The organism is Pseudemcibacter aquimaris, from assembly GCF_028869115.1.
Lineage (GTDB): Bacteria > Pseudomonadota > Alphaproteobacteria > Sphingomonadales > Emcibacteraceae > Pseudemcibacter > Pseudemcibacter aquimaris.
In genome coordinates this window covers 1,304,104-1,316,808 of the sequence record NZ_CP079800.1, presented here as the reverse complement: position 1 = coordinate 1,316,808, position 12,705 = coordinate 1,304,104, and the positions used below count along the sequence as shown (strand labels likewise).

At 39.9% G+C, this 12,705-nt stretch carries 14 protein-coding genes; 2 read left to right on the top strand and 12 right to left on the bottom strand.

Annotated features, from left to right (window positions below; genetic code table 11):
• The 4 genes from KW060_RS06395 to KW060_RS06380 all read right to left on the bottom strand — a co-directional run bounded on the left by KW060_RS06395 (position 1) and on the right by KW060_RS06380 (position 3,694).
• Positions 1–528, bottom strand: a complete 528-nt coding sequence (locus tag KW060_RS06395) for a PAS domain-containing protein (protein WP_249035539.1) — start codon at positions 526–528, stop codon at positions 1–3.
• Positions 529–672: 144 nt separating this feature from the next.
• Positions 673–1,812 carry an N-acetyl-gamma-glutamyl-phosphate reductase gene (gene argC / locus KW060_RS06390; protein WP_249035538.1) on the bottom strand — a complete coding sequence of 380 codons (1,140 nt, stop codon included), beginning with the start codon at positions 1,810–1,812 and terminating at the stop codon, positions 673–675.
• An 84-nt stretch (positions 1,813–1,896) separates the two neighbouring features.
• Positions 1,897–3,138 carry a methyl-accepting chemotaxis protein gene (locus tag KW060_RS06385; RefSeq protein WP_274757327.1) on the bottom strand — a complete coding sequence of 414 codons (1,242 nt, stop codon included), beginning with the start codon at positions 3,136–3,138 and terminating at the stop codon, positions 1,897–1,899.
• A 19-nt stretch (positions 3,139–3,157) separates the two neighbouring features.
• Positions 3,158–3,694 (bottom strand): PAS domain-containing protein, encoded by a 537-nt coding sequence (locus KW060_RS06380; RefSeq protein ID WP_249035537.1) that lies wholly within the window; start codon positions 3,692–3,694, stop codon positions 3,158–3,160.
• Positions 3,695–4,188: 494 nt separating this feature from the next.
• Here KW060_RS06380 and KW060_RS06375 point away from each other — a divergent pair, with 494 nt between their 5' ends.
• Positions 4,189–4,431, top strand: coding sequence for a hypothetical protein (locus tag KW060_RS06375; RefSeq protein ID WP_249035536.1), 243 nt, complete (start codon positions 4,189–4,191; stop codon positions 4,429–4,431).
• A gap of 1 nt (position 4,432) precedes the next feature.
• Positions 4,433–5,269, top strand: coding sequence for a serine hydrolase domain-containing protein (locus KW060_RS06370; RefSeq protein WP_249035535.1), 837 nt, complete (start codon positions 4,433–4,435; stop codon positions 5,267–5,269).
• Here KW060_RS06370 and KW060_RS06365 read toward each other — a convergent pair.
• The 8 genes from KW060_RS06365 to KW060_RS06330 all read right to left on the bottom strand — a co-directional run bounded on the left by KW060_RS06365 (position 5,266) and on the right by KW060_RS06330 (position 12,565).
• Positions 5,266–6,243, bottom strand: coding sequence for a 2Fe-2S iron-sulfur cluster-binding protein (locus tag KW060_RS06365; protein ID WP_249035534.1), 978 nt, complete (start codon positions 6,241–6,243; stop codon positions 5,266–5,268). The two genes, KW060_RS06370 and KW060_RS06365, sit on opposite strands and share 4 nt — an antisense overlap.
• Positions 6,244–6,246: 3 nt before the next feature.
• Positions 6,247–6,603 carry a group I truncated hemoglobin gene (locus KW060_RS06360; RefSeq protein ID WP_249035533.1) on the bottom strand — a complete coding sequence of 119 codons (357 nt, stop codon included), beginning with the start codon at positions 6,601–6,603 and terminating at the stop codon, positions 6,247–6,249.
• 111 nt (positions 6,604–6,714) lie between these two features.
• Positions 6,715–7,314: a GNAT family N-acetyltransferase gene (locus KW060_RS06355; RefSeq protein WP_249035532.1), complete on the bottom strand. Its 600-nt coding sequence runs from the start codon at positions 7,312–7,314 to the stop codon at positions 6,715–6,717.
• Between the two features lie 2 nt (positions 7,315–7,316).
• Positions 7,317–8,012 carry an aspartate/glutamate racemase family protein gene (locus tag KW060_RS06350; RefSeq protein ID WP_274757326.1) on the bottom strand — a complete coding sequence of 232 codons (696 nt, stop codon included), beginning with the start codon at positions 8,010–8,012 and terminating at the stop codon, positions 7,317–7,319.
• Between the two features lie 4 nt (positions 8,013–8,016).
• Positions 8,017–8,550, bottom strand: a complete 534-nt coding sequence (locus KW060_RS06345) for a DinB family protein (protein ID WP_249035530.1) — start codon at positions 8,548–8,550, stop codon at positions 8,017–8,019.
• A gap of 94 nt (positions 8,551–8,644) precedes the next feature.
• The gene (locus KW060_RS06340; protein ID WP_249035529.1) at positions 8,645–9,181 is read right to left on the bottom strand and encodes a hypothetical protein; all 537 of its coding nucleotides are present in this window, start codon (positions 9,179–9,181) and stop codon (positions 8,645–8,647) included.
• A gap of 182 nt (positions 9,182–9,363) precedes the next feature.
• Entirely contained in the window at positions 9,364–10,611 is a 1,248-nt protein-coding gene (locus KW060_RS06335; RefSeq protein ID WP_249035528.1) for an amidohydrolase family protein, read from the bottom strand.
• Between the two features lie 97 nt (positions 10,612–10,708).
• Positions 10,709–12,565: a tetratricopeptide repeat protein gene (locus KW060_RS06330; RefSeq protein ID WP_249035527.1), complete on the bottom strand. Its 1,857-nt coding sequence runs from the start codon at positions 12,563–12,565 to the stop codon at positions 10,709–10,711.
• Positions 12,566–12,705: the final 140 nt, after the last annotated feature.

Genomic DNA, 12,705 nt, shown 5'->3' with positions numbered 1-12,705 from the left:
TTAATCTCCCACGCTCCATACGAATTCATCGTATGTCATTCCCTTATCCAACAACAGATTTTTGATATAATCTACCCCCGCTTCCATACCCTGCTTACTATTTGAATAACTTTTTTCTACCGATCTAATTTCATCATAAAGCTTTGAAATTAAATCAATTTCATTCTTTGGTGCTGCGCGCCTGCTTGAATGAAACCCTACGATATTGCCATCAGCATCAATCGTCGGTGTTACATGGGCAAACACCCAGTAATATTTACCTGATTTCGCCATATTTTTTACATAGGCGAAAATCTCTTTCTTGCTTTGAATTTGTTGCCATAAGAAATAGAAAATTGACCTTGGCATGTCAGGATGTCTGATAACATTATGTGGCGCGCCTATGGCTTCCTCTTCCGGCATTTCTGCCAAACGGCAAAAGACGTCGTTCACATATGTTATGTGACCTTTTAGGTTTGTTTTTGAAACAATAATTTCATCTTTGCCAAATGTGTTTTCCACATCTATTGGCGTTATACCCTGCTTCATACTTACCCCTCTAATAGTTAGAAACAAGGGAAGTGTTATACGTCAAGGATGGCTTGTCATTGATCAAGATCAAAGCTAAACAGGTAAAGAAATATATTTAATACTTGTTAAATATATTTAATATTTCAATAACTTAGAAGAAACCTAAGGAAATAAAGGCATTTGTTCAAGCGACATCATTTCCGGAAAATCAAACATTAAATTCATGTTTTGTATCGCTTGACCGGATGACCCCTTAACAAGATTGTCAATTGTCACCACAATTATGGCCTGTCCTGGCACACGATCTTCAAATACACCGATAAGCGTATTGTTTGATCCACGTACGTGACGGCTTGCTGGTACAACACCTTCATCAGCAACAGTAACGAACCGTTCATCACGGTATCTATCTTTTAAAAGCTCTCTTAAATCGGATGCTGTTTTACCCTCTTCCATTTGAACATAAATTGTTTCAAGTTCACCTCTGTTCATTGGAATAAGATGCGGTGTAAAGCTGACGAGCAAATCTTCACCATATGCACGACTTAATTCTTGTTCGATTTCCGGCGCATGACGATGAGCGGCAATACCATATGGGTGCATTGCTTCAGAAACTTCTGTAAACAGGTTGCCTTCTCTAAGGCTTCTACCGGCGCCACTAACGCCTGATTTTGCATCGATTATGACACCATCTTTTTTTATTGCCTTACTTTGCATCAACGGAATTAATGCAAGTAGTGCAGCCGTTGGATAACATCCTGGACATGCCACAAGGCGCGCGTTTTTTATCTCTTCACGGTAATGTTCCGTTAATCCGTATACCGCTTCTTTTTGTAAGGAAATAGCATCATGTTCGCCGCCATACCATTCAGCATAGGTATCTGGGTCACGAAGACGGAAATCAGCGCTCAAATCCACGACTTTTACACTGCCCTGAATGGCGTTCGCGTAATCTTCTGTGGTTTCAGCGACCATTTCATCAATAAAGCCATGGCCAGTATCATGAAGAATGCCTTTAATAATGCGTTGTGATGTAGCATGCGGCAGCGCGCAAAATACAACGTCAACCTCTAGCCCAGCCCATTCGATATCTGATATCGCCATTAAATCAGGAAGCCCTTCCCCGGCAAGGTGCGGAAAGACCTGATCAATAGATTGGCCGGCTTTACGGTCAGCCGTCAATAAAACAATTTCAACATTTGGATGACGTTGTAATAACCTTACAAGTTCTGCACCTGTATATCCGCTTGCCCCTAAAATAGCGGCTCTGATTTTGTTATCATTTGATGTAGAAATAGTCATGGCGTTATCCTCAGCAATTAATGTTGCTCGTATAACGCCATTTTAATTCTATAACAATGACTTATCCAGAAAAATCAGAATAAATTATGCTGCATCCTTGCCAAGCAGTGACTGAATGAATGCATTTGATTGTTGTTCAAGGTTTTTCGCAAGATCTTCAAGGTTACTTGATGCAGCTGATAGCTCGCTCGCGGTTTCCGCGGTTCTGTTCGCTGTTGTGCTTACTTCCTGAATATGTTGCGACACTTCTTGTGTCCCGAGTGAAGCTTCCTGAACATTTTGGCTAATTTCATGTGTTGCTGCCAACTGTTCTTGTGTCGCGCTTGAAATTGTATCAGCGATTTCATTCAATTCAGTAATAATATTTGCAATATCCTCAACGCCAGAAACCGACCCTTCGATTTTTTCCTGAATTTCGCTGATTTGTGCATCAATACTGCCTGTTGCATCGGCCGTTTGGTTCGCGAGTGATTTAACCTCGTTAGCTACAACAGCAAACCCCTTACCGGCTTCGCCAGCGCGGGCCGCTTCGATGGTAGCATTAAGCGCAAGAAGATTGGTTTGACCCGCGATGTCATTAATCAGCTTAATTACTTCACCAATATTCACCGATGATGCTTTTAATTCATCAATAGTCGCTTTTGCAGATATTGCCTCATCCGATGCTTTTCCAGCCTGTTCATTTGACATATCAACCTGACGAGAGATTTCCTGAATCGAATGCGAGTATTCCTCTGCCGCTGCGGCTACAGTTTGCACATTTACACTTGCCTCTTCCGATGCTGCAGCAACATTTGATGACAATCTTTGGGTATCTTCAGCATAATTACTTAACTGGTTTGAAATACCTTGCAAACTTTCTGTTGATGTCAGCAGATCCGTAATAAATTGCATGATTTGTTTATTAAAATCATCCGCAATACGTTTTCGGTTTTCCTGCTGTTCTTTTTCCATTTTCTGGATACTGATACAAGCCTCATTAATAACCGTCGCACCTTGTTGGAAACTGCCACGCATACCGCGACGCAAGAAACGGCGGAAGTATTTACCATTTTCAGCGGCTTCTAGTGATGCAGCTGCTTCACGAACATAGGCATCTGTAATATCAAGAATATAATTGATTGATTTTAATGTTTCTGATCTTTCACCATGGTTTTGCCAACCAATTATACGGGCTTCCAGGTTTCCATCTTTTAAATCAGGTACAATTTTTTCAATTGCTGAAAACGCACTTTCGTATGCTTCCAGTTTTTCTTTCGTGGCTTCCAGTTCTGCTTCCAAAGCTTCTACTTTGCCACTATCATCCGTCTTATTTAGTCCAAACATCTTAGCATCCTTTAGCGTTCTATCTATTTCCACTCACTGACCATACAAATTCATCATATGTCAGTCCTTCGTTTGCCAGATAGTCGTTGACGAATGCTACTCCTGCTTCCAATCCATCTTTGCGGTTGGAGCTTCCCTCTTCTACGTCTTTTATTTTCTTATACAGACTATCAATGAAATCAATTTCAGCTTTTGGTGCAGCACGGCGACTTGAATGGAAACCAACAATATTTCCAGAACCATCCAATGTCGGTGTTACATGTGCAAAAACCCAGTAATGGTTACCGGACATTGCCATGTTCTTAACATAAGCAAAGATTTCATTTTTAGATTTAATTTGTTGCCATAAAAAATGAAAGATCGTGCGCGGCATATCCGGATGACGGATAACATTATGCGGCTGACCAATCATTTCACTTTCTTTGGCTTCGGCAAGTTTACAAAACACATCATTTACATAGGTGATTTCACCTTTTAAATCAGTTTTTGAAACAATAATTTCATTTTCGGAGAATGTGTTTTCTATCCCCGTTGGCTTAACGTTATTCTTAGGCATTTATGACCCCTTGCATATAAACTTATACAATTTAAGTGACCAATGCCTAACTCCCTCCTGTGCTTAGAGGTTTTCTCCTCTATAGCTGGCTAAACAACTGATCGCTTTTTAAAATAATAATCTATTACACAAATGCAATTGATCCAAGTCAAAAAAAATCATTTTTTATCTTTTAAATTGCATACGTCAATTGATTTATTTTCAACGATAGTCATTAAAAACTCTTTATTAATAATTGATTAATAGAATTTTTATATTAATTATTTATGTCATTAACGAGAAAGGTTAACAAAGTGTTAATAATTTCATCTATTTATAGTTGCAAGTGATCACAAAAAAAATCGGTTTAATAAATGTATCTTTTACGCATCTTTAATGTTTAGAATTGCCACTTAATAATCACGAAGGCAGGGTCACACATTACCTTAATGCTGTTGAACCGCTCTTTAACAATAAATACCAGCATTAAAGCTTATAATAATAACGGGGGAACCATGAAACTCTTTAAAGCTTTTATCGTCATCACATCTTTCTTAACTCTTGCAAATCAATCACACGCTGAAAGCCCTGTATTAGATGACAAGGAACTTGAAAAACATATCAACGAAAATATTGATAATGGAAAATACCAAAGCATCATTCTGGCCCGTATTAATGACCAAGGGACAAGTATCTATACTTATGGTGAACTAATAGACGGCAATGGGTTGCAACCCACAAAAGATACTTTTTTTTGAAATGAGTTCCATTTCAAAAACATTCCTAGGGTCACTGCTTGGCATTCTTGTGGAACGCGGCGATATCAACCTTGATGATCCTATTAATAATTATTTGCCAGATGGCGTAAGACTAAAACCATTTAATGGTAAGGAAGTCACTATTCTGCATCTTGCCACCCATAACGGTGGTTTACCGACTTTTCCCGAAGATTTCAGAACAACTGACGGCACATTTTCCGAATATACGCTTGATGATTTATGGAAGTCCGTCAATGATTTTGCCCCGACACGTGCGGGTGGCGATGAATGGCATTATTCAACATTTGGCATTGGCATTTTATCACAAGCCCTGGCCCATCATTTTGAACGCGATTATTTCCAAATGATCCGTGAAGAGGTTTTATTGCCACTGGGGATGACGGAAACATTCCTGCACCTCCCTACTGAATTAAAGGGGCGTTTTGCACAAGGTCATTTGGCCGATGGCAGCTTGACGGAAAATTTGGTTAATCATGGTGTCATGTATGCTGGTGGGTCAATGATCACCACCGTCAATGATATGGAAAAATATGTGAAAGCGCATATGGGGTTACTTGATACACCACTATATAGCGCTTTTGAAATTGGCCATAAAATTTATACTGAAAATGAATCCATGGGATTAACGTGGGAAAATTCAACCGGAACAATTAACCGCAATCACATGGGAACAGGCGGCGGCCATCGTGCCTATATTGGCTTTAATAAAGGTGGGAATTTAGGGACAATCGCCTTTACCAATATTCGGTTTGGCATTGTTGCTATTGGTCATCGGATGCTTAATCCTGATCACCAGTTACCTACATATGATGATTAATTTTTAACATCCTGAATATCAAATGGATCGGCCAGAATGTCGCTTAAGGCGGCATCGGCCAAATATGCTTTGGTCTTGGTTTTCTTGACCATATCCGGATCACCACAAAGAAACACACGCCACCCTGTTAAATCATGGTGCTGTGACAGCGCGATATCATTTATTGCCCCCTCAAGCGTATGATTTAGAGATCCTTTATTCAGCACACCAAGATGAACCGATAAATTGTCATATTCAGACGATAACGACTGTAATTCATCAATTAAATATAGGCCGTCATCATTTACGGCACCGTGATATAATTCAATTTTTCCGTCATGCCCTTGTGATAAAGCATCGCGAATGATGCCAATCAGTGGGGCTAACCCAGTTCCCGTTCCAATTAACAGTAACGGTGATGATGATCTTCCGGGCAAGTAAAAGCACTGCCCTTCCGGTTCTGAAATTTCTATTTCCTGACCAATTAAGCTCTTATCACATAACCACCTACTAACCGTGCCAAATTCATGTTCTTTTACATGAATTTCTAATTCATCATCCAATGGAATAGACGCAATGGAATAACTGCGTAATGTATAATTTGGACCAATGATATTTACGAATTGCCCTGGACGGTATTCATATCCATCTGGAACCGTTAGACGGACAATAGCCACCTGCCCGCCTCTAAGTTCTATATTGGTAACACGGACATTATGAAAAACACCAATTTGATCAGCAGCATTGATAACCATGCCATCATTTGGTTTTTGTTGACAGCCAAGGAAATACCCTTGCTCAACAAGTGTTGGTTTAAGCGGCGCACGACTTTTTGGATCAACATCGTGATCCGTTTTCATCACACATGTTAAACAGGATCCTTTCTGACAAGAATAGGTCACATCAATATCTTGCGTGATTAAATTTTCCAGAATGGATTTGTCAGGGTCACAGGAAACCTGTGACCCTTCATATGTAATCGTTACTTTATTCAAAGATTAAAGCCCCAGAACATCATCATGGGTGCTTGCGGCTATGGCCATTGCTTCGCCGATTTCCGCTTCCGGAACACCAAGTTCTTCGAGTGTCGCTTGCAAATGCCCTGCTACAGCACCGAAATGATCCTCGGTAAGTGTAAGATGAGCATGCGCAGCACGCATGTCTTTGCCGGAATAATCATTTGGTCCACCAAATGCAACGGTCAAAAATTTCTTTTGCTTTTCGCGTTGCGCATCCATATCGGTAGTTTCAAAAAACTGACTGATACTATCATCGGTCAGCACTTTTTTATAAAATACATCCACTGCGGCTTCTACGGCTGCGTCGCCGCCAATACGTTCATATAAACTGCTCATGAGTTTTCCCCTTAGTTACGTGTTGAAGTCAAAATAATACAGTATGATACTCGACATTAAAATTAGGTAAATGTCGTCATTGTTAAATACACAGATACAAACTGCTACTCATTAATTCCTTGGTTTTTCAAGTTGCCATTCAAGATGGGCTTTTACCGTCGGCCATTCATGGGCAATGATGGAATAAACGGCAGTGTCACGTATCGATCCATTCGGCATAATATAATTCGACCTTAATACACCATCAAGTTTGGCCCCCAATCGTTCAATCGCGCGCCTGCTTTGATGATTAATGAAATGCGTTCTAAATTCAACGCATACGCAATCAAGCTCTTCAAAAGCATGCTTTAAGAGCAATAGCTTACATTCTGAATTCAGCGATGATCGTTGAACTGCTTTTCGGTACCAGGTTGATCCAATTTCAACACGCTTATGCGGTGCATCAATATTCATATATGTGGTCATGCCAACGGCCCTACCACTTTCTTTATCGATCACCGCAAACGGTAACATGGAACCCTGTTCACGAAGACCAAGCCTTCTGTCGATTTCTTTTTCCACATCTTCCGGCTTTGGGATAAACGTGTACCATAACTTATGAAGATCACCATCTGCTGCTGCTTCAATGAGGTCATCCAAGTGGTTATGGCTTAATGTTTCAATCAGAACACGTTCGCCTTCAACAGTAAATTCTGGTGGCCATACTGACATGATTATTCCTTTATCGCCATTTCCACTGCTTTTTCAGCATGTATTTCGGTTGTATCAAGAAGTTTGACATTTGTGTCTTGCGGCTTCACAAGCATACCGATTTCGGTGCAGCCTAAAATAACGGCCTCCGCCCCTTTTTCTGCCAAACGGTCAATGATACGCAAATACACGGCCTTTGATGCATCCTTGATCTCGCCAAGACATAGTTCCTGATAAATGATGTCATGAACGGCTTTTCTTTCGTCTGCCCCCGGTGTAATGACATCAATGCCATGTTTCTCAATTAACCGGTCTTTATAAAACGCTTTTTCCATTGTAAAGGCAGTCCCAAGTAAACCGACCTTTTTAATGCCGCTTTCCTTGATCACTTCTGCGGTTGCATCAGCAATATGTAAGATGGGGATATTAATTTCCGGCTCCATGTCAGGAACGAATTCATGCATGGTATTGGTGCAAATTAACATAAAGTCTGCACCCGCGGCCTCAATACGTTTTGCCCCGTCAATCATGACAGCAGCAAGACCTTGAAGATCCCCTTTATGCTGCATGGCTTCGACGGGTGCAAAATCAACACTATACATGGCAATTTTCGCGCTATGTAAACCGCCAAGTTCAGCTTTTACCCCTTTGTTAAGACCACTATAATAATGGGCGGTGCTTTCCCAGCTCATCCCACCTAATAACCCTATTGTTTTCATTGAACTACGCCATATCCGTTTCAGTGAAATTAAAGAAAGCAGTTGGGTTCATATCCCCCTGGCGCATATAGGTGTCTATATTACCAAGGTGATATGCATAATGACCATATAACGCCCATAAAAAGCCCATAGCGCTATATTTCCCGCCTTGAAACCATACCGTTTTCGCAAGGTCTCGCGGTGTTAATTCTCGTAATATTTCCATGCAATTTTCATGAATTTCACGACCCATGGCGATGAAATCACCATCATATACCGCATTGGTCAGTTCCTTATTGATCGGCAGTGGAATTTCCCCACAATCAGGAACATCACGAACTGATTTTATAAAACCATCTTCCGATGTTGTCAGATGAACATATAACCCTTTAATCGTGATATTTTCCAAACGATCACCAAAACTCACACCTGGTCCGTCAACGGGAATCCATTCGTATTTATCTTCCGGTGTTTTGTGGATATAGGTTTCTACGAAATCAAACATACGGTCAAACATGATCAAAAAACGATCAAATTCAGACATTGGCATAATGGTCATGCATCTCACTCCTGAAATCTTATTTTTATTGATTACCACTATTTCAGAAACGTGAATTTATGCAAGTATTATCGTATGTAAATTCTATGCCTTTTTACCCGCCAACCCGAAACTGGATATCATGGGCATGATGACGATTGAATATGCGAATTGCCCTTCTCGCATGGGCCGTATCACGTACATGCACCCACATGGCAAGTCCGCCGCGATCAATTTGATCATCAACCTCGTCCTTATGACGTTTTTTAAGAAGGAACATGATCAAATATCCAAAAACGGCACCAACACTACCCGTTAGCACGGCCATAAGAATAGTATTCATCAATGTCATCCCAGTTGATGCCCCAAATATTGTCACGGCAAATGCCCCCGCCATAAACGGCGCAGCAATTAACACGCCCTGTGCATCGCCCCATGAAGCATAATCAAGCGGAAACATTCGTGGTGTTTTTGGATCATAAAAAGCTTCGTGTATATCATCGACTTGATGGCCAAGCGCCTCTTCCACTTCATCAAGTGGCGGCAATATCGATATTTCGCTTCGGTCGAACCCCTTACATTCTAACTCATCGATGGTATCCATCATTTCTTCTTCATCGTCAAATAGTGCGACAACCTCACGAATGGCCATAATCTTTCTCCTGATATATATTTTGTGTGCTTTAACCCTTTTCTGTTAATTGGCGGGATTTTGAAATGTGCTGAAGTAATCAGTATATACGAAAATAGCAAAAATTTCCAGCAAACGTGAAAAGGCCGCAAGCGGTCAAACCGCTCACGGCCAATTGTCATTTTGTTCTGGTGACTTAACTGTTAATCCTTATAAACAGTTCCCTCTTTCATAACAAAAACAACATTGCGAATATCTTCAATTGTTTCAAGCGGATTACCGTCAATGGCAATGATATCTGCCTTTTTACCGACTTCAATCGTGCCGATTTCATCCGATTTATCAAGCAAGTCCGCTGCATTAACTGTTGTCATTTTTAAAGCATCAGAATTTGGAATACCAAGCTCAACGAAACGTTCTACCTCGCGGTAGTTTTTACCATGTGGCACAACACCAGCATCGGTACCCGTTGCAATTTTTACACCACGCTTATAGGCTTCAAATATCTTTGGCGGATTATTATCCAGAAATGATTGATCATGGATCAGCATTTCTTCTGATACTTCACCCTTTTCTACGACTTCTTCCAGCATATCCATTACTGATACGGTTGGTACATAATAAACATCATCAGCGATCATCGTATCCATGGCATCTTCATTAATGAATGAACCGTGTTCAATAGACTTTACACCATATTTTAAAACCTGAAGCGCGCTATCACGCGGATGGGAATGAGCAGCGACTTTAATGTTATATTTTTTGGCAACTTCTGTAATCGCGGTTATTTCATCATCGAAAAACATTGGTGAACCGTCCTCATTTGAACAAAGCTGACTGCCGCTGCATGATGAATAAATCTTGATCCAGTCTGCCCCGCCACGGATCATATCCCGTGTTGTTTTACGGCAGCTTTCAATGCCATTACATTCTTTACCGTTCGTTCTGCCACCTACACCAATAATATTGCCCGCCGCATAAATACGTGGGCCAATAACATCACCATCATTTATCGCTTTACGTAATTTAAAAATGGTATCATCCGATGCACCAAGGTCACGAACCGTAGTAAACCCTGCCATCAATGTTTTATAGGAATTGATCACACCTTTGATGGCGTAATCAGCACTATTACCACTGCCGGATGCCAGATGAACATGCATATCCATCATGCCCGCCATCACGAATTTATCGCTCATATCGATAATGGTGAATTCGGCATCTTCTGTGCCGTCATTATCAATATAACCATCTTTCACGGATTTGATTTTCCCGTCTTCAATGATGATTGATTTTTCTTGAACCGGGTCATTTCCCGCCACCGCCAGAAGAGTTCCTGCATGTATGATGGTGATTTCTTTTATTTCAGTTTCTTCGCCCTCATCTTCCTGCGCAAAAGCAACAGATGAAAAGACAATAAACATCGCAAATAATTTGAATAGATTTTTCAATTATTCCTCCCTTTATCGATTTAATTTGAGTATTGACGATTTCGGAAGAAAATTAAAGCCCTACTTTATGTAGGGCTTTAAAGATAGTTTTGAATTTTTAGGCCAATGCTTCAGTATAAGCTGTTGCACTGACATGACAATTGTCCAGATGTTTTGTTCCATCAGCAACACCATTTTTCGCATTAGTAACAGCAAAAACATCAATAAACCTAACATCCTCTTTTTCACATTCTGCCTTAAGAGCAGCATTGAATTGTTCAATGAATGAAAGGTTCTTTTTATTTTCTTCTCGTGGTGCTGCAACCGAGCAATAAGACGGTTTAAGTCCAGCATTCTTGACCAGCTGATGCGTTCTATTCAGATATGCTTCTGCAATTTCAGATACTTTTTGCACTTGATCGTCACTATCATTCCATAAGGAAATTTCACCAGTAAAATCTTCTGCACCAAAGGCGAAGACCACATTACTTTCAATTGGTAAATTTTCCATATTATCTTTAATAGATCCTGTGGCTAGGTTCATTGAATCTGTAAGAAAATCTGAAAGTTTGACGTTATCAATCCAAGCTGTTTCACCCACAAGATTTTTACCATCAATATTAAATATATGCCCCTTTGCAGCAAATGCATCTTTATCGCCTATAAACAACACTTTTTCTGCATCTTGATCCGTATTTCTTTCAACGACCTCATTTACTTCATGCAATCCATTTAATAAATTTTTATGACTTAAACAAATGTCACGTTTCTGCTTATCTTCAATTTTCTCAATAAATTCGTCATTTAAAATATCTGCATATCTACGGCTGGCGACATCGTCACCGCACAAGAAATAGAGCATTGCAAGATTTGCGGTAATAACTGGTCTTCTAGGCATCTTGCTATCAAGCTGAATATAGATAGATAGAGCCTCACTATATTTACCACGCATTTTTAAAAGCTCTGCTTTCACCATCAAATACTCAGGGTAATCGTTTGCGATTTCAAGTGCCTGATCCATTGCTTGTATTGCAACTTCCAGATTACCTGAATCTCGATGCAATATTGCAACATTAAAATGAACGAAAGCCGCTTTTGGTGCAATTGATAACGCTTGCATATAATGATGCATCGCAGCATCCAAGTTACCAATTTCTTTTAATACATTACCCAGACAATTGTGAGCTTCGACATTTTCCGGATTATCTCTTGTGATTGTTTCAAGAATATTCAAGGCTTCATCAACATTACCGTCTTCTTTGTAACAGATAGCCATATCAATAAATACTTCGGCAACACGGCCATCAATTTGTATCGCCTGATTATAAAATGCAATAGCCTCTTTATAATTACCTAATGCCTTAAGTGCACCAGCCAAGCTAACCAGCACTTCAAAAGAACCTGGTAAGATTCTACTTGCTTGATAAAAAATTTCCGCCGCAGCTTCGTAATCCTTCAACCGCATCAAAAGATTACCCGCATTGTTCATGGCCGGCGCGTATTTTGGTTCGATTTTAATAGCACGCATGTAACTGGATAATGCATTTTTATAATCACCAACAACATTAAATGCATTGCCCAGATTGAATTGTGCATGTGCATCATGAGAATTTAATTCTGCCGCACGCTTAAAAGCAGGTAGCGCCTCTTTATGTTTCTTTTGATTTCCAAGAGCAATACCAAGCAAATGAAACAGTTCAAATACATTAGGATATTTTTCAATTTCCATACTGCAGCGAACTTCCACTTCCCTGAATTTTCCTTCTTTAAGCATTTCCTTTAATTCATCCAGATCGCTCTGGAATAATGCATTAGGGTTTAATGCACGAATTCCATCAATCGCATCCTGATTTTCTGGATATTTTTGAAGTACAGCTTTGAAATATTTTGTCGCCTTGACCTTATCCCCTTTGTCAGCCGCATTTTTTGCAATCTCAAGGGCCTGCTCTGCAGTAAATTCTTTTTTATTACTCATGAAATCTTCTTTAAATCAATAAATCAAAGAATGACATATATAATGACTGCCCTGAAAAAGCAATTGTGGATATTAAACATATTAACTAAAAGTTATATTTAAAATACATATTTAACTTGATCGAAGCCACCTTCAGATAT

What these genes read in the sequence shown, in the direction of transcription:
- KW060_RS06395 (WP_249035539.1), bottom strand. Translation starts at nt 528, where the DNA reads ATGAAGCAGGGTATAACGCCAATAGATGTGGAAAACACATTTGGCAAA.
- argC (WP_249035538.1), bottom strand. Translation starts at nt 1,812, where the DNA reads ATGACTATTTCTACATCAAATGATAACAAAATCAGAGCCGCTATTTTA.
- KW060_RS06385 (WP_274757327.1), bottom strand. Translation starts at nt 3,138, where the DNA reads ATGTTTGGACTAAATAAGACGGATGATAGTGGCAAAGTAGAAGCTTTG.
- KW060_RS06380 (WP_249035537.1), bottom strand. Translation starts at nt 3,694, where the DNA reads ATGCCTAAGAATAACGTTAAGCCAACGGGGATAGAAAACACATTCTCC.
- KW060_RS06375 (WP_249035536.1), top strand. Translation starts at nt 4,189, where the DNA reads ATGAAACTCTTTAAAGCTTTTATCGTCATCACATCTTTCTTAACTCTT.
- KW060_RS06370 (WP_249035535.1), top strand. Translation starts at nt 4,433, where the DNA reads ATGAGTTCCATTTCAAAAACATTCCTAGGGTCACTGCTTGGCATTCTT.
- KW060_RS06360 (WP_249035533.1), bottom strand. Translation starts at nt 6,603, where the DNA reads ATGAGCAGTTTATATGAACGTATTGGCGGCGACGCAGCCGTAGAAGCC.
- KW060_RS06355 (WP_249035532.1), bottom strand. Translation starts at nt 7,314, where the DNA reads ATGTCAGTATGGCCACCAGAATTTACTGTTGAAGGCGAACGTGTTCTG.
- KW060_RS06350 (WP_274757326.1), bottom strand. Translation starts at nt 8,012, where the DNA reads ATGAAAACAATAGGGTTATTAGGTGGGATGAGCTGGGAAAGCACCGCC.
- KW060_RS06345 (WP_249035530.1), bottom strand. Translation starts at nt 8,550, where the DNA reads ATGACCATTATGCCAATGTCTGAATTTGATCGTTTTTTGATCATGTTT.
- KW060_RS06340 (WP_249035529.1), bottom strand. Translation starts at nt 9,181, where the DNA reads ATGGCCATTCGTGAGGTTGTCGCACTATTTGACGATGAAGAAGAAATG.
- KW060_RS06330 (WP_249035527.1), bottom strand. Translation starts at nt 12,565, where the DNA reads ATGAGTAATAAAAAAGAATTTACTGCAGAGCAGGCCCTTGAGATTGCA.